This window comes from Pedobacter psychrodurus (genome assembly GCF_004331735.1).
Lineage (GTDB): Bacteria > Bacteroidota > Bacteroidia > Sphingobacteriales > Sphingobacteriaceae > Pedobacter > Pedobacter psychrodurus.
The window spans coordinates 129,938-153,402 of record NZ_SJSO01000012.1 but is presented as its reverse complement, the minus strand read 5'-3'; the positions used below and the strand labels follow the sequence as shown (position 1 = coordinate 153,402).

Here is a 23,465-nt window from a genome sequence, read left to right as displayed (position 1 = left end):
TTGTATATTAATTAAAGAAAGTGTTGATTAAATAATAATCTATTGAATAAGTTCCGGCACCAACGGCACATAAAAAGAGCATGGCCAATGTATACATGTAGGGCACATCGCGCACCTCAATCGAATCTTTTCTGTGTACTACAAAGTAACCGATTGCCGTTACGCCTATAGATGGCAGAAGGAAAAGCCTTGTTCCGAAACCTATGGCAACGAGAAATGGCACAATGGTATCAGAAAATGTAGCCACCAAGCCATTTAGTTTATCGGGCAAACCCAAAGGATTCGGCACATGCTCCTTTTCTCCATTTTGAACACGGAACTTTTTCATTCCATGAACCCTGAAGAGTTCGAGCATGAGCAGTACCCTGAAAATGAGTACCGCCCAGTTGTTAAGGTCTGATCCCAAATCAGAATATAACAGGTATTTGATGATATTTTCCATGGTTAAAAAGCAAAGCATGAGCAGCCCAGTGCGCCCCAAAATGCGGTATAATTATTTACAGGAAGGTTACTGGTCCTCACTGCATCGTGATTGTGGTTGTGTACATTACAGCTGCCAACGCAAGAGTGCACCATCGCTAACACCGAATCGGCTCCGTTTGCACCTTTTGTTTTTCCCTGTTGATCTGCTTTATGGGTTGCTGGAGAATAATATCCGTTATAACTCTTAGTTGGCGACCAGTCTGGCAGAATTGGGATTTTTGGTGGTGAGAATGATGAGAAATCGCCTTTTGCATACACAATTTTGCCGTCAACTAGGGTTAAATCAGATTCGATGCTTTTGATCTGCTCATCGTCAACCTGGAAGTAATCGTGATTTAAAACGGCTAAATCGGCCAACATACCCACTTCGATATCCCCTTTCTTTTGCTGTTCGTTCGAAAACCAGGCACTGCCTCTGGTGTACAGTTCTAAAGCAGTTTCCCTTGACAAAACGGTTTCTTCACTGTAGATTTTTAAGCCACCAACTGTTTTACCAGCGGTTAACCAGAACATCGAAACCCATGGATTGTAACTGCTTACGCGTGTGGCATCAGAACCACCGCCAACAGGAACTTCCATTTCGAGCATCTTTTTTATAGGTGGCGTTTGTAGCGCGGCTTTTGCGCCATAACGTTCGGTGAAATATTCGCCCTGATAAGCCATCCTGCTTTGAATCGCAATACCCCCACCCAATGCTTTTACACGTTCAATATTTTTTTCATCGATGGTTTCGGCATGGTCGAATATCCATGGCAGGCCAGCAAAAGGAATATCCTTATCTACCTTTTCAAATACATTTAAAAACCTGCCGATACTTTCGTTGTAAGTGGCATGAAGCCTAAATGGCCATCTTTTTTCAACCAGTAAACGCACCACACGTTCCAGTTCTGGCTCCATATTATCTGAGAGGTCTGGCCTTGGCTGAAGAAAATCTTCGAAATCGGCTGCCGAGAAAACCAGCATCTCACCTGCCCCGTTATGACGGTACATATCATCACCCTGATAAAGTTTTACCGTATTGGTCCAGTTATCAAAATCCTCAAATTCCTGTTTCGGGCGTTGGGTAAACAAGTTGTAGGCAATGCGAACGGTAAGTTGTTTTTGTTCGTTCAATTCATTTACCACTTTATAATCGTCAGGAAAGTTTTGAAAACCTCCACCAGCATCAATCACACTGGTAATGCCAAAACGGTTCAGTTCTGTCATAAAATGACGGGTAGAATTTACCTGATGTTCGTAAGAAAGTTTCGGGCCTTTTGCCAGAGTAGAATATAAAATCATCGCATTCGGGCTCGCGATAATCAATCCCGTAGGCTCTCCGTTTGCATCTCTCTGGATTTCTCCACCCGGAGGCGCAGGTGTGTCTTTTGTATACCCAACGGCTTTAAGCGCAGCACGGTTCATAAAAGCACGGTCGTACAAATGGAGGATAAAGACAGGCGTTTCGGGCGCAATGGCATTTATTTCTTCCAGTGTAGGCATTCTTCTTTCGGCAAACTGAAATTCCGACCAGCCACCTACTACGCGCACCCATTGTGGCGATGGTGTAATATCTACCTGATCTTTAAGCATGCGAAAGGCATCGGCCAATGATGGAACACCATCCCAACGTAATTCCAGGTTGAAATTTAATCCACCGCGGATTAAATGAATATGGGAGTCGTTAATTCCAGGAACTACCCGCTTTTTGCTCAGGTCAATTAACCTTGTAGCAGAACCCGAAAAATTCATAATGTCGCTATCACTACCAACAGCGATGAACTTCCCGTTTTTAATGGCAACGGCTGTTATTTCTTCCTTCTGTTTGGCAATGGTATGTACCTTGCCATTAAATAAAATTATATCTGCATCCATAGTATTTTTTTTAGGTATTTAAACCATTTGAAATCTTAATTTTTAATAGCAGCAATTGCTTCCTGGATGCCTTCTCCCGCAGTTGTAAAAAATGCCGGCCCAGCAAGAAGGATCACTTTCGCTAACGGTTTAAAGGTTGCCATGTTCTTTTCTTTTAACCACGTTTGGGTTCTGTAAGCTTCGAAAACACCTTTCACTACATTGCCGGCAACCAATGCGGTTGGCGAGTCGATCCCTGCATCTTTTAAGTCGCTTGCAAAAGAAAAATTGTTTACATCAAGTTTAAGCGCTTCTCTCATTGCGATGCTACCTACTCCGGTCATTAAATCTGGTGTAAATTTATTCCGATCGCCAAGTCCAATTAAAAGCAGGCGTTTACCACCTATGGTACCTTTTGGTGGAGAAATTAAGATCGTTTCGTTAGCGTGACCAAGAAATTTCCCGCTTTTACGGATTTCGGTGATCAAACCTTTCATATCCTGATCTAAGTGTACCAAACCATTTAAGGCAGGCGGAAGTGCGGGTGGAGAATTAAAAATATCGCCTTCGGTGTATTCGAAAACACAGGCAATCTGCAAATCGCTAACCTGCGCCGATGGCCCCTGAACTATACCTTCGATGGCAATTCCATCAACTGTGCCCCAAATTTTGGCTGTTCCCAGTGCCGTGGTAGTTTGCGCAAATGCCGTTCCTGTAACAAATACTGAAAATATTATTATCGCTATCCTGATGTTTTGGAACGCAGATTTTGATTGTTTAGTGAAGTTGTTTTTCATTTTCTTATGTTTAAAATTTGTATGATACCTGAGCATTAAAAAACTTTGAATTGTCCCAGAGCGGTACGATATCTTTTATAAAATCACCCAACCTGAAATATTGCCCCCCACAACTCAATGAGAGGTTGTTATTGAATTTATAATCTGCACTGAGCAGATAAGTGGTACCGATAAAGCGATGATCGGAAATTGAGCCTGCGGTGTTATAATTTCCGCTCGGACGATAAATCCCGTCGCTTATAGCGTACCTCCAATTAAGAACAACATCAGCCTGTACACCTAATTTATCCGTTATGGTAAGGGTTAAGTAAGGATGCAAATCAATTAAGTTTGATGGACCGATGAGTGGATTAAACCCAAAATAACCTCCTTTTGGATACAATGGATTAAAAGTTTGCAATTTTCCGTCTCCAGCTTTCTGATCTCCTGAGATGTAGTCGTTCCGCAAATTAACAGAAGGTTTAAATTTGGTTTTTTCGAAGGTATAACCAAATTCAAGGGCCATTGTCCAGGCATTGATATTGCCATTTCCAAATTTCCCGAACTGGTAGGCAGCTTCTATATTATAGATAAAACCGCCACCACTTTTCCAATATCGGGTAGCTAAAGTATGCCGCAGTTCTTTTGCCATGCCTTCCTCAAATTCAGCATTATCGCGACTAATTCCTAAGTAGTAGAAATCGAAGTTTCCTCCTTTTTGAATATTGAGGTTGGAGTAAGCGCCCCAAAGGTTTGCCTGGTGACTTGGGTGGTTATCAAATACTCCAAAATTAACTTCATCGGCTGCTAAAACGAATGCATCGAGTGAAAATCGCGGGGTTGCATACATCACTTTGGCTCCAGTAAAATATTGCCGAACGGTTGTACCCTCTCTTACCGAAATTAACCTGCCCGAACCATAATTAATTTCCTGCCTGCCAACCCGAACAGCTAATTTGTTTGATGAGTCTTTTAGTATTTTATATTCAGCGAAAAGATTTTGAACTGCAAGTTGGTCTTCATCAACCGGAGAAGGTCCATACTTACTCCCGTTTTCGAGCGCACTGTTTACCTGAGCAAAAAACCGCAGTTTTTCTCCAATGTTTAAATCGGCATAAAGCGAATAACGTTGTAAAAAAGAATAATTGAAACCCTGATCTTTGATCCAGTCTTCATTGATTTTGCCTCCGTATTCTTCTCTGATCTCCCCGCCAAAACTGAGGTATACTTTTTTATTTACAGAAAGCGGCAGGAACTTTAAGGTGTTGTAGAAATTCCTGCCCGAATCTTTCAAATTACTGTAATCCTCATCGTAGCGCATAAGCTTGATGCTCTGGCTATATGCAGCTGCTGTTAAAAAGCAAATGCAAGTAACCACCATAATCGCGAAACGGGGATAATCAATTTTCATTTTTATCTTAAATGAGAATTAATGTTTTATCATTTTGTGTGCATACTGGATACCGATACCGTAACCTGCACCATATTTTTTCATTAAAGTGGTTACAGGCTCATAGGTTTCGGTTCTGGCCCAGTCTCTTTGCAACTCAAGAATATATTGCACAGAAGTTACCGGTTTCACACCTGCATGTACCATTCGCTGAATGGCACGTTCGTGTGCCTCATTGCTTACATCGCCACAGGCATCGGTAATCACGAAAACGTCGAAGCCCTCTGATAAGGCTGATAATGCCGGACCAACAATACATACGCCTGTCCAAAGGCCAGCCAATACAAGTTTCTTTTTTCCTGTTGCCGTGATTGCCTGGTAAGCGGGTCCGTCTTCCCAGGTATTCATCGAAGTTCTATCGATATAATTTGACGTAGCCTGAGGATAAAATGCCTCAACTTCAGGAAAAACAGGACCTGAAAACGATTCTTCAGCAACTGTAGTTACAATAGTGGGTACGTTAAAAATTTTAGACGCGCCACAAATAATGGCCACATTGGTACGAAGTTCGGTAATGGAGATGCTTTTGGTTGCAAAAGCCATTTGCCCCTCAAAATCGATTAATACCAATGCGTGATTTTCTGGTGATAATAAGTCTGGTGATGGTTTCATATTTAAGTATTTTTTGTTTCCCTCACTGTTCCAAGAAACATACCACACACTAAACAACTAAATATCAACAACTTAAATAAAATAACAGGAATTACGATTAACCATATATCGTTGATTTACGAATTTTAGTTTTTTTAACCGCAATGGGAAGCTATGCGTTTTTTAACCACAGAGAAAACGGAGGAAAACACAAAGGCACGGAGTTGGGTGCGTATTTGATTCCCTTAGGGGCATCGTCATTGCGAGAAGGCTTTTTCAGCCGACGAAGCAATCTTTACAGCAGGACTTGCGAACAGAAAAGATTGCTTCGTCGTTCCTCCTCGCAATGACGACCTATTTTAGGAATTTGCCAATAGTAATTTATTACAGCCTCTGTTTACAACTGGAAAAGATGCTGACTACGAAGTAGCTATTAGGCCTTAACACAATAAAAAATACTGATAAAATAAATTCAGCAGGACGTTACGAGGATTATACAATCTCGGCTGGTGTAGCACACATAATAACGAAATAATTCAAAAAATATATTATTTCAAAAAACAATATAAAATATTGATAATCAAACAATAAAAAAATTAACTAACGAAATAGCGTTACACATATTACATCACATTAGTCATTAATTAATTTTATAAACCCTACCTTAGCTACATGGAAAGCACGGGTAATCTGTCTGAAGTTCGAAACACAAAAAATACTTCGCCAAACACCAACGGAACTTTAATTCTTGAAAATGAAAACGCCTTACTGCTTAAAAAACTTGAGCAGAAAGAAAGAGAAAATGCAGTACTGTTATCCTTAAGTAACTCAATCGCCTCTATACGCAACAAACTTGATTTGTTCGACGTCATCGATCAAAAACTAAAAAAACTATTTGATTTTGATGATTTTGTCATCTGTTTAATTAATGATGACCAGGCAACGCACAGCGCTTTCATCTACAACCAAAAAGAAGATTTTCTTAAAACGGCAGGTATTGCACCAAAAGCTTCAGAAAAATACACGCTCGATGATGGCATGTGCAGGGCGATGATTTCATCTGAAAAACCAATCGTTTTCAATGTTGAAGAGGTTTTAACATGGGCTGATGCGCCTGCGTGGTTGGAATTTTGGCACAACAAAGGCATCAAAGAAATGATCGGCCTAAAAATGACCGATAGATCAGCATGTATCGGTTTCTTTTACCTCTACACTAAAAACGCAAATTCATTATCGAACATTTATTTTGATTTACTTCAGGGCATTTCGCTACAAATTTCGATTGCGATATCGAACATCCTGGCAAACGAAAAAATTGAACAGCAGCTTGTAGAAATCAATGAATACAAACAAAAATTAGAAGACGAAAAAAGTTACCTGCAAGAAGAAATCCAACATAAATATAACCATACTGAGGTCATTGGACAGAGCCAGTCATTAAAAAGCATTTTTCACCTGATTGATGCTGTGGCAACCACCGATAGCACTGTACTGATCATTGGTGAAACCGGAACAGGAAAAGAGCTCATTGCAAGGGCGGTACACAACTCTTCTCTTCGCCACAATGAGCTGATGGTTAAAATTAATTGCGCCGCAATACCTGCTAGCCTAGCCGAAAGTGAACTTTTCGGTCATGAAAAAGGAAGTTTTACAGGTGCAACAGAACGTCGGATTGGCAAGTTTGAACTGGCACATAATGGAACACTTTTTCTGGATGAAATTGGTGAACTTTCATTAGAACTTCAGGTAAAACTGCTCCGCGCCTTACAGGAAAAAGAAATTGAGCGTATTGGTGGCAAGGAGGTGATTAAAACAAATGTTAGAATTGTTGCCGCAACAAACCGAAATTTATCAAAGGAGGTAGAAAAAGGAAATTTCAGGAGCGATCTATATTACAGGCTTAACGTATTTCCAATCTCCATCCCTCCATTAAGGGATAGATTGGATGATATCCCCCATCTCACAGCATTCTTCATTGAGCGTATTTCGATGAAAACCGGGCGACAGGTAAACGCCATTTCCAAAAGCGCATTGAACAAACTCATGCTCTACCCCTGGCCTGGGAATATAAGAGAGCTGGAGCACTTGATTGAACGGAGCATATTGTTAACATCCGGCAACATATTAAAAGAGATCCACCTCCCTAAAATCGACAGAAATGAGGCGGTTAACCATACAGAAGAGCAAAAAATAAAAAGCATCCACGAGAACGAGCGCGACCATATCCTATCGATACTAAAGCGCTGTAAGGGCAAAATATCCGGTATTGGTGGGGCTGCAGAAATTTTAAACATTCCAGCTACAACGCTCAACTCAAAAATTAAAAAATTTAAGATTAAACGGGAACACATCCTGAATAAGTAGAATTGAATGATCGAATTAAACAGATTAATAAAGAAAGCCTCAACAATAAAGCACATCAATAAAATGGTGGCTTTCGTTGCCGTGCTTGGGGTTTTTAGTTTAATTCTCATTAAGAGCAATAGCAGCTCAGCCAGAAATCAGGTGAACGACTTAAATCCCAAAGATTCACTCCAAAGGCTAAACAAACTTCTTTCGGAAGCTGAACCCGATACCAACCGGGTTAAATACCTGATCAGAATTGCCAATCATTACATCAATCAACAAGAAAACCAAAAAGTAAACTTAGCAAAGGCACTGCCTTATCTGCAAAAAGCACTCCGTTTAAGTGAGCAACTTAAATCCTTAAATTGGGAATTTCGCACACTAATGGCGTATGCCAGTTTTTTAAACAAGAAGCATTTACGGGTGCAGCAGGCACTTACCTATGAAAAGGCGATAGCCATTGCAAAAAAAATCGGCAATAAACATTTTGAGGCTAACGCATGGTATTCGTATTATGTTCATGTTCCTGATACGGTTTCTGATTATAGAAACAAAACGTTTTACAATCGGGCCGCCAACGCGCATGCGCTATATAAAGAAATTGGCACCTCTTTCGACGAAAAATACAGAGAGGCAACGCTCCTAAAAACAATGGCCGATTTCCATTTGGAGGAAGAAAAATTTGATTTGTCGATAAAAGAGCTTGAAGAGGTAATTGCTTTAGACAAAAAATTTAAACTCCCCGACCTCCCAATGGCCTATGATTTACTTTCGGCGGTTTACGAACGAACGGGAGAACTTAGCAAGGCCTTAAATTGTGCTTTACTGAGCGTAAAAATAGCGCAGAGCAGCCATGAGGAAGTGCTCGACACCTATTTAAACCGAGTGGGTTCTGCATACGAGGCCATGGGCAAAGCCAAAGAAAGTATAGCATGGTACAGTAAAACGCTTAATGGTGGGAACAAAAAAGACCCTTTCCGGTTTATTACGGCATATGCCATCACGAGCCAGATGATCAAATTAGGTGAAGCTAAAAAAGCGCTATCCATACTCCAAAAAACATGGAGTGAAGTGGGTAATCCATCAAGTGGGCATCAATATTTTATGTTTCTGGCATTTGGAGAGTGTTATGCGGCGCTAAAAAAGTATAATCTGGCTAAACAATATTTTGATAAACTGCTAGACGATGCTACCTTAAAAACATACTCCAACCCCTTTCAAACTTCTGTTTTCTTCTCTGCAAGTGAATTTTATTTCGCTCAGAACAGTTACAATATGGCTTTGCTGTATGCCGAAAAGGCTAGAGAAAACCAGATCAGTATGACCTTGCCGAGGCAGATCCGGTTAAATGAAATCCTATACAAAATAGATGTATCTACTCACCGTCCGGCGGAAGCAATTATTCACCTGCAAACCTTTCATAAGCTTAGAGATTCTATGCTTAGCCAGGAGAATCTAAACACCATTGAGCGATTGAAAATTGAATTCCAGGCCTCGCAAAAGGAGAATGAAAACGAAATTCTCAGGAAGAAATCACAACTGCAGAGTCAGGAACTTAACCGCATTCAATGGATCAAAAATGCAACTGTTGCCGGGCTGGCTTTTTTAACCATAGTGCTTGTTCTAATTTACGGCAGGTTCCGGTTGAAAAAGAAACTTCATGAGACACTGGTCAGGAAAAAAGCAGAATTAGATGTCGCTTATGCCGAACTCGAAATTAATATCCAACAAAAAAACAAATTAATTGAGGAGAAAGAAGGTTTAATTAAGGAAGTACATCACCGGGTTAAAAACAACCTGCAACTAACAATGAGTTTACTGAACAGCCAAAGTTATTATCTGGAAGATTTATCGGCAATTGAGGCCATAAAAGAAAGCCAGCACCGTTTGAAGAGTATTGCACTGATCCATCAAAAGCTTTATCAGACAGAAAATCTGGCTACCATAAACATTCAGCCTTATATCGTCGAATTGGTCGAATATCTGAAGGAAAGCCTTAACGACGATAAAAAGATCATTTTTGAACTGGACATTTTAAATCTCGAACTGGATATTTCGAAAGCTGTTCCGCTCGGCCTAATTATTAACGAGGCGATTACCAATATTTGCAAGTATGCTTTTCCTAATATTCATGGTGGCAAAGTGATCATTAACTTAAAAGAGTGCCAGGAAGATTATTACCAACTGTTTATCAAAGATAATGGTGTTGGATTAGCGCCCGACTTTGATTACGAGCAGAGCAACACACTGGGCATTACTTTAATGAAGGGACTGAGTGCCCAAATTGATGGTATTTTTACGATGGAAAGCAAAGATGGTGTTTCGCTAAGCTTAACTTTTATGAACAAAAATGAAGATTTATTGCCGTTGCAAGATTAATTACAGATGAAGACTGAAAAAATTCTAATTGTTGAAGATGAGTTTATCGTTGCACACGATCTGCAGATGATTTTGCAGCGTGCCGGCTATCAGGTGGTTGGCATTGCCGATTCGGTTAAAAATGCACAGGTTTTATTGGAAAAACACCAGGTAGACCTGGTTCTTTTAGATATTTACCTTAAGGGCAGATTAACCGGAATTGACCTGGCGCACGATTTGATGAAAAGTGAGATTCCTTTCATTTATATCTCCGCCAATTCGAATGAGAAAGTACTGGAAGCCGCAAAATCTACCTGCCCCTACGGCTTTATTGTTAAACCCTACCGCGACCGGGATATTTTATTAAGCATCGATATTGCCAGGTACCGTAAGGAAAACAGCAATAACATGAAAATGAGCAGTGAGCGCTTTATGCAGGATTTTATAGTAGATATTTCAATGAAGTCCTTAACCTGGCAAAAGAAAATCTTATGCATCGCAAGTGCCTTTCAACCTTATATTCCTTTTGATTTTATCGCACTTTCGGGCATCGGAAAAGATGGAAAACGATATAGTGAAATCGGGATTACCAGAAAAAATTTTGATCAGTACGACTTATTTACCGTAAATGAGTTTTTAAAATATATAGGTTTAAGCAGGGCTGAATACAATACCATCAACCAACTGGTGCCAGAAACCACAGCCGATGCCATTTATATCGGTGATGATTTTAAAGGGGTTAAAAAGGCCGCTCCAATGAAAAATTTAATCGCCAATACTTATCATCTTTATTCCAACCTGGTTAAAACATTCTACCTGGAAAATGGCGATCAAATCAGCTTTTCATTCTACAGCAGAACTGAAGACATTTACCAGCCCACCCACATGGAGCTGCTTAATTTTTTATCAGGCACCTTAGAGAAAAAATTGGCGCACATTATTGAATTGGAAAAAGCCGGAACGGAATCCATTTTACATCAGGAAAGTGATTATCCTTTGGCTAAAAAAGATTTCGAAAATATTATCGGTAAAAGCACGGCTTTGCTTAGTGTTTTGGATAAAATAAAAATTGTAGCCCCAACGGATACCTCGGTATTGATCACCGGAGAAAGTGGAACCGGAAAAGAGGAAATGGCCAAAAGCATTCACCGCTTATCGCATCGAAATACAAAACCCATTGTAGCTGTAAACTGCGCCGCGTTACCCGCTGATTTAATTGAATCTATTCTATTCGGTCATGAAAGAGGAGCGTTTACAGGCGCGATTAATACCCGGATCGGGAAATTTGAAGAAGCCAACGGCGGTACCATCTTTTTGGATGAAATTGGCGAAATGCCTTTCGACCTTCAGGCAAAACTCCTTAGGGTTTTGCAGGAGAAAGAAATTGAACGGATAGGTGGAAAACAACCTATCAAAGTCGATTTAAGAATAATCGCTGCAACTAACCTCAATCTGGAGAAAGAGATCGCAAAAGGCAGGTTCAGACTTGATCTTTTTTATCGCCTCAATGTTTTCCCAATACACGTCCCTGCACTTTGCCGACGAAAAACCGATATCCCATTATTGGCTGAATATTTTGTTGAGAAACATGCAAAGGCAGTAGGTAAAACCACTTATGAAATCCCCGTTGATTTTATGGACCGGCTGATGTTATATGATTGGCCAGGCAATATCAGGGAACTGGAACATGTAATTTTGAGGAGTGTGTTACTTTCATCGAATGGAAAACTTAATCCAGATCAATTGGAACTTGGAATTAAAAATGAAGAGCCCCTTTCCCAAAACGGAATAAAAACGATTAGCGATAATGAGAGAGATCATATTATCAGGGTTTTGGAACTCTGCAAAGGCAAAGTTGCGGGCAGTGGTGGCGCAGCCGAGCTCCTGGGCATCCCAGCAACAACATTGAATTCTAAAATTAAAAAGCTGGATATAAAACGGTAGTGATATTTAGTAAATCGACGATATATCATGAATTTAAAAATCATCTACACACCACAAAATACTGATAAACAAAAACTTAGCTATTGGTATTTTAATTGAATGCATAGAATGGCATTAATCTGCTCAAACCGCTTGTTGATTGTCGGTTTTTATATTACGCTCGCCTGAAAATGAAACAGAAAATCTTAATTGTAGAAGATGAATTTATTGTAGCCAACGACCTGAGGATCATGCTCGAAAAAGCAGGCTATAAAGTGTGTGGGATAGCTCCATCAGTGGTAAAGGCGCTCGAGTTAATCGCGACCAAAGAACCCGACTGGATATTGTTGGATATCTTTTTACAGGGCGATAAAACAGGTATTGATTTAGCGGGGCAACTTACCGAAATGGGAATTCCATTTATTTACATTTCCGCAAATACCAATCAGGGAATTTTAGAAGCAGCAAAAGCAACCCTGCCCTACGGTTTTTTGGTAAAACCCTTTCGGGAGAAAGACTTGATGGTGATGCTGGACATTGCCCGCTACAGACATGAACAAAACCTGAAATATAACCATCACACAGAGCCACCAATACACAAACAAATTGAACATATTGCAGAAAAGCAAGTATCCATTTCGGAACGGCTGAAACAAATAAGTGCCGCACTGTATCCTGTTGTCCCTTTCGATTTCCTCTGGATTACCAAATCAAATCCCCGGTCAACAACGAAAGACATCAATATTATCCGATCTTTTGATGGAAAATTCAACATGCTCAATAACGAAAATTTATTGAAGGAAGTAAATGTTTCCAGTCGTGATTTTAAAGCATGGAACACCACAGCGCTCGTTCATAGCGGAAAATCGATTTTTAATGGATATGATTTTAGAAAACTGAGGATGGAAAGTCCATGGGTACAAAGACTTTCTGACCATTACGCATTAGAATCAGCCCTAGTTACCGAAATTGAAAGAGATGGTGAGCAATTCCAGTTTGTTTTCTTTAACCACCTTTCTGATTTATATACAAAAGTTCATTCAGGGGTTATTAATCAGTTTAAAAAAAGTCTGGAGCTGGTTTTAGATCAGGTTATTTACGGAAAGGATATTACTTTGGAAATCCCTGCCCCAACTTCACCTACATTAGAAAAACCGATCATTGAAAGGGAAAACCCCGAAATTCCGAAAGATTTTAATGGTATTATCGGCAATAGTACCTTGCTGCATGCAGCTTTTAAAAAACTCGAACTGGTTGCCCCAGATGATACTTCAGTGCTAATTTTGGGCGAAAGTGGTACCGGAAAAGAAAAAATTGCCCAAACCATCCATAAATTATCTCCCCGAAAAAATAAACCCCTAGTTACCGTAAACTGTGCTGCTTTACCTTTAACCTTAATAGAATCAGAGCTTTTCGGGCATGAAAAAGGCTCATTTACGGGTGCAAATGAAAAACGCATTGGCAAGTTTGAACAGGCTGATGGTGGGTCGATTTTTTTAGATGAGATTGGTGAACTTCCTTTAGAGGCACAAGTAAAACTATTAAGGGTACTTCAGGAAAAAGAAATTGAGCGTTTAGGCGGGAATTATACCAAAAAGATAAATGTCAGGATTATTACCGCCACCAACAGAAACCTCGAAAAAGAAGTATCTGAAGGTAGGTTCCGACTGGATTTATATTATCGCTTAAATGTTTTTCCTATTGAATTACCTGCATTAAGGCAGCGCAAAGAAGATATTTCAGCACTGGTAGCCTTTTTCATCTCTAAATACGGCAGAAAAGGATCCTCTGGGGTAACCGGGATTTCTGCAGAAGCACTTCAAGAATTACAAGAGTACGACTGGCCGGGAAATATCAGGGAACTGGAACACTTAGTTGAAAGGACTATGTTGTTAACCGAAGGAGAAACGATCACTAAAATTGATCTTCCCCATTCGGCATCCGCTACTGGCTTCACTGGTGAAGATCACTTCAAAATTAAAACCATGGAAGAAATGGAAAGGGAGCATATCTTGAACATTTTGAAAATGTGCAAAGGCAAGATATTTGGGCCAGGTGGGGCGGCTGAAATCCTGAATATCCCTTCAACCACATTAAACTCGAAAATTAAAAAACTAGGGATAAAGTTTGAATTTGTTAAATAGGCAGTTAGTCCGAAGTCGGTAGTCCAGAGTCGATTAAACTTTGTGATTTTTTACCCTGGGTAATTTATTGGATAAAAAATCAATGTGAATGACTTATATAGTTGATTATTTTTTTGCCCTTTGGCTCATCCTTGCCTCGGCTACCGATGTGAAATCGGTACAGATCCGCCGCCGCCGATGGGCTCTTTCTTTTTGCTGTCAAAAAGACCAGCGAAGCTAGCTTGAATGCCATTAAAAACATAAAGACACATGAAAAAACAAAAAACACCGGCTGAAAATTTTTCTTTCGAAGCAAGTGGGTTGGCGGGGTCAGTGGAGCCCGAAAAATTTGTTAGGCCGGATTTAAGTAGAACGAAGATACGGTGCTGTGGCCTAGCTGGGTGGAAATGTACAAACAATACAGACCTAACTAACAAACGATTACCAAATAACGTTAATGGTAGAGGTCAGTTTCTCAGAAAAATATTGGAGTGGCAAAAATAAGCTTGAGGTATCGTCATCTCGACCGCAGTGGAGAGATCTTTGAACTATTTCGAAAAATCTCTCTCGACTTAAATCATACTCGCTCCAACACCTACTGATACACAACCTACTTAACCATTACCTTTCAGTGCCATTTTGGTATGTGGAATTTTAGTATCTGATAAGTCAATCTGCATTTCCTGTTTCCTAATCACTTCATCACTAAATTGCTTTTCTTTACGGATCTTGTGGAGTTCTTGCCTCTGTACATGATAAATATCTTTTAAAATATGATTGTACACTTCCATTTCGGCATTTTCAATCGCTTCGCACTCCATCGATTCCAATCTTCTGGATGCATGGTTTAAACTGTTTTCGAGTTCATTCCTCAACCCCTTCACCAAAGCAATACCATCAGTCTCTTCAATATACTTTTCTTCTAAACGATTTAATGAAACCTTTAATAGCCTTAGTTTAATACTGGCCTCTTGCTGCTCATCGGGTACCAAGGAATCAATTTCAGCAATATTAATCGCCTTTATGAGGTAAGGCAAAGTAAGGCCCTGAAAAACCAAAGTGACCAAAATAACCACAAATGTGATAAAGATGATGAGGTTACGGTGCGGAAAATTAATATGAGCGGCAGAGGTAAGCGGTAATGAAAGTGCTGCAGCTAAAGAAACTACCCCCCGCATTCCGGCCCAACCGATTATTAATGGACCTTTCCAACCGGGATGCGCTTCAGTTCTTCTTACTTTAGCAGATAGCCACCTTGGAATAAAAGCCACGGGATAAATCCAAGCAATGCGCAGCAAAATAACCAGCGCACTGATGATTAACCCATAACTACAGGCTTCCCAAAGGGAATAACCTTCTAAACCTGCCATAATGATGGGTAATTCTAATCCGATTAAAATAAACACAAAAGCATTAAGAATTATGGTTAATGTTGCCCAAACATTGATGGCTTGCAACCTGCTTTGTCCGTCTGCAAAAATCTCGTGCGATCGATAAGATAAAAATAAACCGCCGCTAACTACGGCCATTACCCCCGAATAATGGAACTGCTCTGCAGCGAGATACATAAAATATGGTGAAATCAGCGTGATTGCCGCATCGATACTTGGTGTAGTGGGTAAAAAGCGATGGATAAGGTATAGTACGTGTGCCACCGCCAAACCGATTACAATTCCCATCGTAGTGCTTAAGAAAAAATCGCCTGCTGCAGTTGAAAATGAAAATTGCCCCGTAATTACTGCTGCCAGTGCAAAACGGAGCACAATTAAACTGGATGCATCATTAACCAAACTTTCACCTTCTAATATCGTTGTGATGCGTTTCGGAATCTTAATGTTTTTAAGTACCGAGGTTGCTGCAATGGCATCAGGAGGAGATACAATTCCACCCAACAGAAAGCCCATGGCAAGCGTAAAACCAGGAATCATGGAGGAACTCAAAAACGCAACAGCAACGGAAGTGATGATGACCAAACCAAACGCCAGCAAACTGATTGGTCTGCGCCAGCGCCAGAAATCGTTCCACGAAGTATACCAGGCGGCCTCATAAAGTAAGGGGGGCAAAAAAATTAGAAAGATTACTTCAGGATCGATCGACATGGCCGGAATACCTGGGATATAACTTATTCCCAAACCTGCCAGCACTAAAAATATGGGATAGGAAATTTTTACCTTTTGTGCCAGCATGATTAACAGGAAAGCTACTGAAAGTAAAATAAGGAACTGAAGAAGGGTATAATGCATGGCTTTTTCTCAACAAAGGATAAACCACAAATATAATCAACAAATAACCAGTTATTTGAGCTTTAAAGGGTTCTTGTTTAAACAAAATAACTAACGAAATAACGTGATTTTACCTAAAATCATTATTGAAATCGGCTAGACAAACAATAAATGATAATATTATAAGGCACTGAAACTACTGCTCCAGATTGTTGTTATAATCAATACGATCATCTTACCAATAAAGCATAATCAAAAATCATTCAGCAAAAATCGATTCTACCAAATAACTAACGTAAATTAACGAAATAACGCAAAAGAATAATTAAAAAACAAATACTAAACAACTACAATTCAACTACTTAACAAAATGGATCATAAATTGTAATAAGTCAGCACGAAACTTAACATACAGTTGAGTAATCACCTCAACATCAATTATTAGTTTTGAGTGATTCGCAAAAACTGCTTTAAAAAATTAAAATTAATCTAATAAAAAAGCTATGAGTACTATTAAAGTAAAAGACGGAACTGAAATTTATTACAAAGATTGGGGAACAGGACAACCAATCGTTTTTCATCACGGATGGCCATTATCTGGAGATGACTGGGACACACAAATGATGTTTTTCTTACAACAGGGATACCGGGTGATTGCACATGATCGCCGTGGACATGGCCGCTCAGGTCAAAGCGCAAATGGTAATGATATGGACACTTATGTAGCCGACATTGCCGAACTAACAGCAGCACTTGATTTGAAAGACGCCATTCACATTGGCCACTCAACTGGTGGTGGTGAAGTGATCCGTTACGTTGCGAAACATGGCAAAGGCCGCGTTGCCAAAGCAGTATTGATCAGTGCAGTAACGCCAATTATGATCCAAAATGAAAGTAATCCAGAAGGTGTGCCAATGGCAATATTTGATGAAATCCGTCAGGGTACTGGCTTTACCAGGGCACAATATTTCTACGATTTCCCTGTAGCATTTTATGGCTGGAACCGAGATGGCAAAAAAGTTCAGGAAGGCATAAAACATAACTGGTGGCGCCAGGGCATGATGGGTTCTGTATTAGCACATTATGAGGGCATAAAGGCATTTTCGGAATCAGATTTTACTGAAGACTTAAAAAGCGTAGAAATTCCGGTATTGGTATTACATGGCGAAGACGATCAGATCGTTCCTTTTAACCAGGCACCAAGAGCGGCAAAACTTTTACCGAATGGGAAATTGATTTCTTATCCAGGTTTCCCTCATGGTATGCCAACTACCGAAGCAGATACGATTAATAAAGATATTTTGGCATTTATTAAAGCATAAATAGCTAAACTAATCTGTCACATTGAGCTTGTTGGAATGCATGAAAATAATGGCTTTTTTGAAGATAGATCGTCATTCCCGCGCAGGCGGGAATCTTAAAGCACCATGCAAATCTAGCTAAAGCATTAAGATCCCCAATCAAGTTGGAAATGACGACCGTTCTTTGGAATTTCTCACTTTGAGCTTGTTGGAATGCAGCAATTGTATTCAAATAATTCCTTCGACAAGCTCAGGATGACAAATTATTAAAAATCGGGCGTCATTCTCGCGCAGGCGGGAATCTTAAAGTACCATGCAAATCTAGCTAAAGCATTAAGATTCCCAATCAAGTTGGGAATGACGACCGTTCTTTGGAATCTGTTATTGATAGAGCTTGGTTCTTGATAAAACTTTGGAGTGGATTTATAAAGATTAGTTTGACGCTTGCGTTTAGCTAAAAGATAAAACATAGGTTGGGTATCCGCCACAACCTATGTTTTGACCAAACTAAAATCAGTTTTGAAAAGAATCGAATCTCCTCAAAGCTGAATTATGACCGGTCCTCACCGGGTATCTTATCCACTCAAGCCATAACCTTACTCAGAGCTAACGCTTGTAAGCTGGAATATTTTTATTAAATGCGCCTCTTATCTAGCAGCGCCTTCAGTTTTATAATTCAGTTTCGGAAAATCCTTTTGCGCCTGTTTAAACTGAAGATCATATTCAACTGGCCAACCAAAAGCCTTTTCTGCTGTATCTTTTAAATCAACTCCTGCTGCACCACTCCAAAAGTGTACAAACTCACCGAAGTTGAGATCTCTTCCAAAACGGTTGTTTTTATTCTTCGGGAAGTTTAAGGCCAGGAGTTCGAAATACCTGTTGAGCACTTTTCCTTCGCCATACTTACTGTAAATAGGAAAAAACCAGTTTTTAAACCATTGTGTACCAGATCGGGGAAAGTCATCGTACTGGGTTTGCATTTGCGTAAACACTTTGTCGGCTTCATTTTTCATGCCTATGTTCCTGAGCACATCATAATTAAAGATCTCCATAAACTTGCTGTCGCCCCATAGTACATCCGAAGGAGAGCCTTTAGCACCGTGGCTTGCGCTGGTTACAATGTGCCCCATTTCATGGATCGGCATGCCAATCTGCTCTCCGGTTGGCTTGTCCCATTGCGCTAAACCACAATCGATCACATTCCGGTAATCGTGGCTGGCATCAAAAAAGGGCGATGGATGACCACCCCCATAATCCTTACCCATTGCGCAGTGCAGGATCACATACAGTTTCGGATCTGAGCCGAAATTCCCATAATTACGCTTAACATAAGCCCAGCAATCTGCCATCACAGCAACAGGCCATTTAACACTACGCGGCATATTTTTATCATAAAAAACAGCCACATCTGCATTGCTTTCTACTAATTTCAGTTCTTCCTGATGTTCAAACCAATGTTCCTTCCAAACGGAATCAGGAGTGTTTGTCGTCTTGTTAGACTGATCCTTAATCTGCGCGTTGGACCTTGAAACTAGTCCCAATAAAAAAATTGGGACTAGTAAATAAATGATTGTTTTAGTTTTATGCATAATTTTATTATTCCTCCATTGTGCTGGAGAAAACCTATTTATTCCAGAATGATATTTCACTGATATTGCTGTAATTAGCATTGCCACTGGCCACTTTGATTACCCGGATGCGGATGTACCTCATGGCTGGCAAGCCCTCTGGAAGCGTAACTTTAAATGGCGCCGATCCATCGTCTGAGCGTTCTACTGTTTTGAGCAGCGTCCATCCTCTTCCTTTCGATTCTGCTGTCCATCCGGCAGAATTGCCTGGTGAGAGCGTTTCAGCACCTGTTAGGTCTGCGATTCCCCAGATTTCAAATTGGGTAGGGTTATTACAGCATTCGCGCCCGATGATTTCGAACTGTGCAAGGTTTGATACCCGTTTTCCCATGTCAAAAGTGAAGTGATGAGGAAGTGGTGACTTATCGTCGCTATGGAAAATATCCGGATACTCGGTTGGGGCTTTATTGCCGTTCCAGAGTTTTGATAAAGAGGTTTCACTCACATAAGTGCCTACATCATTTGCCAATTTAAGCGGGCGGAATAACGATTTATCTACCGGCACCATAATATTGCTCAACGAATCAAAATCTGCAGTATAAAAGGTATCAATTGCCGATTTTACAGGCACATAGGCTGACTTGAAATAAATCTTTGTTCCAGATTTGTAGTCGGCCAGCCTGATCGAATTTGCATCAGGACCTAACGCGCTTTTATGGATCGTTCCATCCTTATAGGTGTAGCGTATTTCTGTTGCAATATTGATGGTATCCGGGCGCTCAAAATTAAGGGTGATGCCATTATCATCCAATACATAAGGACTTGCTGATACCAGAAACCTATTGGTTAAACTGGATTTATAGCTATCGCCATAAATTTTTACATTACTGATCTGAACAGGCACAGATTTATTGCCGGCCTTATCATAAGAATAAATGGTAAAAGAATAGTTATACTCCACCAGTTTGGGGATAACTACCGATACATCAGTAACTGAACGGTCTGGTGCGGCCATTTCCAAAGAATCTGCAGAATTGTTCCAGAATATTTTGTAGCGGGTTACACTCGGGTCTGGGCTGGCTTTCCAGTATAGTTTTACCCTATAATTGCCTGGTGCAGCCGCAACCTTACCAGGAAAACCTGGATAGATCCGTTCTTTTCCATCGAGATATTTTCTGTAATCAAGTGCATCCTTACTACAGCCACAAAGCACTGCAATGGCCATAAAAACCAATAAAATGCTGTTTATATGTTTAGTTGTCATCTTTTTTAATTTTAGTTGGTGTTTCCCCAGAAAGATAATTCCATTACGTGGGCAAAATCTGCATTTCCCCAGGTAGAGTTTACGGCCAGCCTGATAAACCTCACCTTCGGAATATCAAGGGCGATGTTAAATTCAAATCCGGCTTTAACCGCGGCAAGATCTGCCGGAGTGGTTTGTCCGGGAGAATTACCAGAAGGAGGCGGCGGACAGTTAAAATTCCCCAGGTTGATCCAGTCGCCCACTACAGTTCCTTTTGCCGATGTTACCGGTAATTCGATATCTGCCGGAGCAGATTTAGCCGATCCCCAAAGCGTCCAGGCTTTAGGATTGCCATGGTTATAAGAATAGTCGTTTCCGTAGGCTTCTCCCCTTTCCCATAGTTTGTAACGACTGAGCTTGGTGAGTACACCCATATCGAAGGTACAGAGTTGTAGGGGCTTACCGTAGCCTGCTTCTGTGTGCCACCCCGGATCGTTAGTATTATTATCCCAAAGTCTTGTCGTATTCCAACCCAAACCTGTAGCACCCAATGGAGAATCAGAAGGCAATCTGTATTCACTAAACTGTGCTTTTGGCACCATAATTTCGAAAATCGGACTAATGGACTTATATAGCGTATCAGAGATATTTCCCCATCTATCGGTCACATACACTCCAAAATCTCTTTTTAGCGTATCAAATCCCCGTACACTGAAGTTAATGTGCTCGGCTTCAGTATAAAACTGTTCAATCGGCAGCATTTTTCCTGTGGTTTTATCATTCGAGATTACAATTACCCCGATTGGTTTTTTAGCAGGATTGCTGGCCGTTACATTCACTCCACCAAAATCTGCCTGGATTTGCACAGTTGGATAAACCGCTAAATAAGAAGGCGTTGCCGGACGAACTCGTACCTGAACGGGATCACTTTTTACATTTGCACGAGATACGGCATAAAGCGTAACGTCGTAATCTCCACTCTTTTCAAAGCCTTCTACCCTGATTGTATCGCTATAATAAGAAGATTTCGACTGTCTTACCGTGCGCGAATTGATCCTGTATTCTGCCTGTACATAAAGCAGGTTTTCTGAATTGGGAAGCACGTAAGAAATTACTGCTGCGCCAGCCAGGTTTTCTACTTTTACTCCGGTAAGTGCTCCGGGCTTTGTCATATCTTTAGATACCACCTCATTAAAACCTTCACTTTCCTTACAGGAATAAAGCGAGCAGGCCACGAGCAACAGCACAAGAAACTGCAAGCTGCAAAGCCTGTTATATATTTTTGATCTAATTTTCATCATCGTATGTTTAAAGTTTACCAATAAGGATTTTGAACCAGGTTCGGATTTACGATCAGGTCGTTGTATTTAAGTGGCCATAAATAATCTTTTAAGCCAAATACCGGGATTACCAGGTTACGCTGACGGTAATATCCTTCGGGAGTAGTATCCTGGATATTCCAGCCCTGAAGCGGCTTGCTCAGTACATCCTGCATCACTTTCCATCTTCTTAAATCCCAGCCTATTCTTCCTTCAAAACAAAGCTCAATGCGGCGTTCCTGTTGAATAATTGCCCTGAGGCCATCTTTACTCGATGCCTTACCAGGATTTGTAGAATAAGATGTCCAGGACTCCTTGACTCCTTTTAAACCTGCACGCGTACGCACTTTATCGATATAAGTATAAACATCTGCTGTAGGCCCGTTTACTTCATTCAGCGTTTCTGCATAAAGAAGATAAAGTCCTGCAAGCCTGATTAGCGGCATCCTGAAACTCGACTGGGTAACCTCTGTACCAAATACCGATTGGTAGTTTACCAGTTTGCTCGGCCAGTAGCCTGATACATTAACCCTAATATTATCTTTCGGACCAGCAAGGGAAGTTCCGCCACGAGCCTGCACATAGAGCATGTTTTCCGGATCGGTTTGACCATTGCCAAAAAAGCAGCTTCCATCGAATGATAAATCGGCATAAAACCGTGGCTCCCGATCCATGTGCATTTTAATGGTTTGGTAACCGGTTTTTAAATAATATTTACTTTCTGTACCCGCTGCAGCAACAGTATAACGTCCTCTATAATCGTAGCCAGCATCTTCAGTAATCGGAACCCCATTTTTAGAATAAAATAGCTCGGCCATACCAATGGGTACAGCAAAATTGCCAGGTGCACCGCCCATGTTCTGCACCATGGCATTGGTAAGCCTCGGCATAGCCATAGATTGTAGTCCGAATTCAGGGTTAAGCGCCCAGATTACCTCAGCATTTTTCTCCCAGTTCTCAGTAATGCTCTGCCTGATATCCATCACCGTTTTTAATGGTGCAGGTATAGTAGGAAGATTTCCGGGAGAGGTAAAATGGTAAAGGGAAAGGTTACTTTCTTCGCATGATTTTATCGCTGCCTGGCAGGCCAGCATCGCTTTGTTCCACTTTTCTGCACTAAATGCGGCAGGAAATAGATTCGTACCATCTTTATCCTTAAATCCGGTATAATCAGGATTTCCGTTAAAAAATGGACTCGCCTGCGTGGTAAGCACTTCTGCTTTAACCGATAGCGCAATATTCTGCGTAATTCGGCCCAGGCTACGGGCTGGATCCTGAATGGTACGTGGAAGATCGGGAGTGGCTTCATCCAATAACGATACGATATAGGTAAATGCAGCATCAACAGGTTCGCGTTTTACCCTTACTTCATCTGTGCCGGCATCTATCGCTAAATTCTGCTTAATCAGCGGGATTGGACCATACATTCTTAATAAATAAAAATGGTAATAAGCCTTAAGAAACTTCACCTCTGCAATCCAGCGGTTGCGTTCAAACTGCGGCAAATCTTTCGGACGGTCGATATTCTCCAGGAAAATATTACATCTTCTGATGGCTTTAAAAATAGGCTGACCAAGCTGTTCCCCATCCCAATAATTTAAAGAAGGGTTATCAGTCGTTTGTACGCCCCTGATCAGGTGGAAGCCTTGCTCTGCCTCCCTATTCCCCAATGTGGCCTCTGTTAAGGTATTTGGAAAATAAATCTCTCCAGAGGTGGTAAAAGCAGCATCGCCATTGGATGGCCCCATGTTCTGTATGGTAGAGTAACAGGTAAAAAGGTAATTTTCGGCCTCATTCCTGTTTCTAAAAGCATAATCGATGGTGGCCACATTATCTGGCGTTACATCCAGGTATTTCTTACAGGAAAGGGTCATGCCCGAAATCACTGCAAGGAGTATGATGAGTTTTAAGTTCAATTTCATTACAAAT

Annotated in this window: 16 protein-coding genes; 6 read left to right on the top strand and 10 right to left on the bottom strand. The window is 40.7% G+C overall.

The genetic code is table 11. The annotated features are described in order from the left end of the window. Positions 1 to 7 precede the first annotated feature (7 nt). The 5 genes from EZ456_RS15410 to EZ456_RS15390 are packed head-to-tail and all read right to left on the bottom strand — an operon-like array spanning position 8 to position 5,154. Positions 8 to 442, bottom strand: coding sequence for a DoxX family protein (locus EZ456_RS15410; protein ID WP_131531598.1), 435 nt, complete (start codon positions 440 to 442; stop codon positions 8 to 10). 2 nt (positions 443 to 444) lie between these two features. Beyond that, a complete protein-coding gene (locus EZ456_RS15405; RefSeq protein WP_131531596.1) occupies positions 445 to 2,337 on the bottom strand; it encodes an amidohydrolase in 1,893 nt (630 codons plus the stop codon). 35 nt (positions 2,338 to 2,372) lie between these two features. Continuing rightward, a complete protein-coding gene (locus EZ456_RS15400; protein WP_131531594.1) occupies positions 2,373 to 3,113 on the bottom strand; it encodes a M17 family peptidase N-terminal domain-containing protein in 741 nt (246 codons plus the stop codon). A 10-nt stretch (positions 3,114 to 3,123) separates the two neighbouring features. Continuing rightward, the gene (locus EZ456_RS15395) at positions 3,124 to 4,503 is read right to left on the bottom strand and encodes an alginate export family protein (RefSeq protein ID WP_165501340.1); all 1,380 of its coding nucleotides are present in this window, start codon (positions 4,501 to 4,503) and stop codon (positions 3,124 to 3,126) included. An 18-nt stretch (positions 4,504 to 4,521) separates the two neighbouring features. Continuing rightward, entirely contained in the window at positions 4,522 to 5,154 is a 633-nt protein-coding gene (locus EZ456_RS15390; RefSeq protein ID WP_131531592.1) for a hydrolase, read from the bottom strand. Between the two features lie 651 nt (positions 5,155 to 5,805). Between EZ456_RS15390 and EZ456_RS15385 the strand changes: the two genes are divergently transcribed. From EZ456_RS15385 to EZ456_RS25345, 5 genes are all read left to right on the top strand, one after another. Then, the gene (locus tag EZ456_RS15385) at positions 5,806 to 7,497 is read left to right on the top strand and encodes a sigma-54 interaction domain-containing protein (RefSeq protein WP_131531590.1); all 1,692 of its coding nucleotides are present in this window, start codon (positions 5,806 to 5,808) and stop codon (positions 7,495 to 7,497) included. A gap of 6 nt (positions 7,498 to 7,503) precedes the next feature. After that, the gene (locus EZ456_RS15380; protein ID WP_131531588.1) at positions 7,504 to 9,858 is read left to right on the top strand and encodes a tetratricopeptide repeat-containing sensor histidine kinase; all 2,355 of its coding nucleotides are present in this window, start codon (positions 7,504 to 7,506) and stop codon (positions 9,856 to 9,858) included. Between the two features lie 6 nt (positions 9,859 to 9,864). Next, entirely contained in the window at positions 9,865 to 11,781 is a 1,917-nt protein-coding gene (locus EZ456_RS25560; protein ID WP_131531586.1) for a sigma 54-interacting transcriptional regulator, read from the top strand. Between the two features lie 170 nt (positions 11,782 to 11,951). Then, positions 11,952 to 13,904 (top strand): sigma 54-interacting response regulator, encoded by a 1,953-nt coding sequence (locus tag EZ456_RS15370; protein ID WP_205945106.1) that lies wholly within the window; start codon positions 11,952 to 11,954, stop codon positions 13,902 to 13,904. Positions 13,905 to 14,153: 249 nt separating this feature from the next. Next, the gene (locus tag EZ456_RS25345; protein ID WP_131531582.1) at positions 14,154 to 14,387 is read left to right on the top strand and encodes a hypothetical protein; all 234 of its coding nucleotides are present in this window, start codon (positions 14,154 to 14,156) and stop codon (positions 14,385 to 14,387) included. 110 nt (positions 14,388 to 14,497) lie between these two features. On the opposite strand, the gene EZ456_RS15360 is transcribed toward EZ456_RS25345, so the two are convergent. Beyond that, positions 14,498 to 16,126: a Na+/H+ antiporter gene (locus EZ456_RS15360; protein ID WP_131531580.1), complete on the bottom strand. Its 1,629-nt coding sequence runs from the start codon at positions 16,124 to 16,126 to the stop codon at positions 14,498 to 14,500. Positions 16,127 to 16,608: 482 nt separating this feature from the next. Here EZ456_RS15360 and EZ456_RS15355 point away from each other — a divergent pair, with 482 nt between their 5' ends. After that, positions 16,609 to 17,427, top strand: a complete 819-nt coding sequence (locus tag EZ456_RS15355; protein WP_131531578.1) for an alpha/beta fold hydrolase — start codon at positions 16,609 to 16,611, stop codon at positions 17,425 to 17,427. Between the two features lie 626 nt (positions 17,428 to 18,053). Here the strand turns inward: EZ456_RS15355 and EZ456_RS15350 are convergent. Genes EZ456_RS15350 through EZ456_RS15335 form a run of 4 tightly spaced genes read right to left on the bottom strand, consistent with a single transcriptional unit; the run spans position 18,054 to position 23,458 of the window. Next, entirely contained in the window at positions 18,054 to 18,995 is a 942-nt protein-coding gene (locus EZ456_RS15350) for a hypothetical protein (RefSeq protein WP_131531577.1), read from the bottom strand. A gap of 34 nt (positions 18,996 to 19,029) precedes the next feature. Then, positions 19,030 to 20,238 carry a DUF4998 domain-containing protein gene (locus tag EZ456_RS15345; RefSeq protein WP_131531575.1) on the bottom strand — a complete coding sequence of 403 codons (1,209 nt, stop codon included), beginning with the start codon at positions 20,236 to 20,238 and terminating at the stop codon, positions 19,030 to 19,032. Positions 20,239 to 20,249: 11 nt separating this feature from the next. Next, positions 20,250 to 21,518 (bottom strand): DUF5000 domain-containing lipoprotein, encoded by a 1,269-nt coding sequence (locus EZ456_RS15340; protein ID WP_131531573.1) that lies wholly within the window; start codon positions 21,516 to 21,518, stop codon positions 20,250 to 20,252. Between the two features lie 14 nt (positions 21,519 to 21,532). Then, positions 21,533 to 23,458, bottom strand: coding sequence for a RagB/SusD family nutrient uptake outer membrane protein (locus EZ456_RS15335; protein WP_131531571.1), 1,926 nt, complete (start codon positions 23,456 to 23,458; stop codon positions 21,533 to 21,535). Between the last annotated feature and the right edge of the window lie 7 nt (positions 23,459 to 23,465).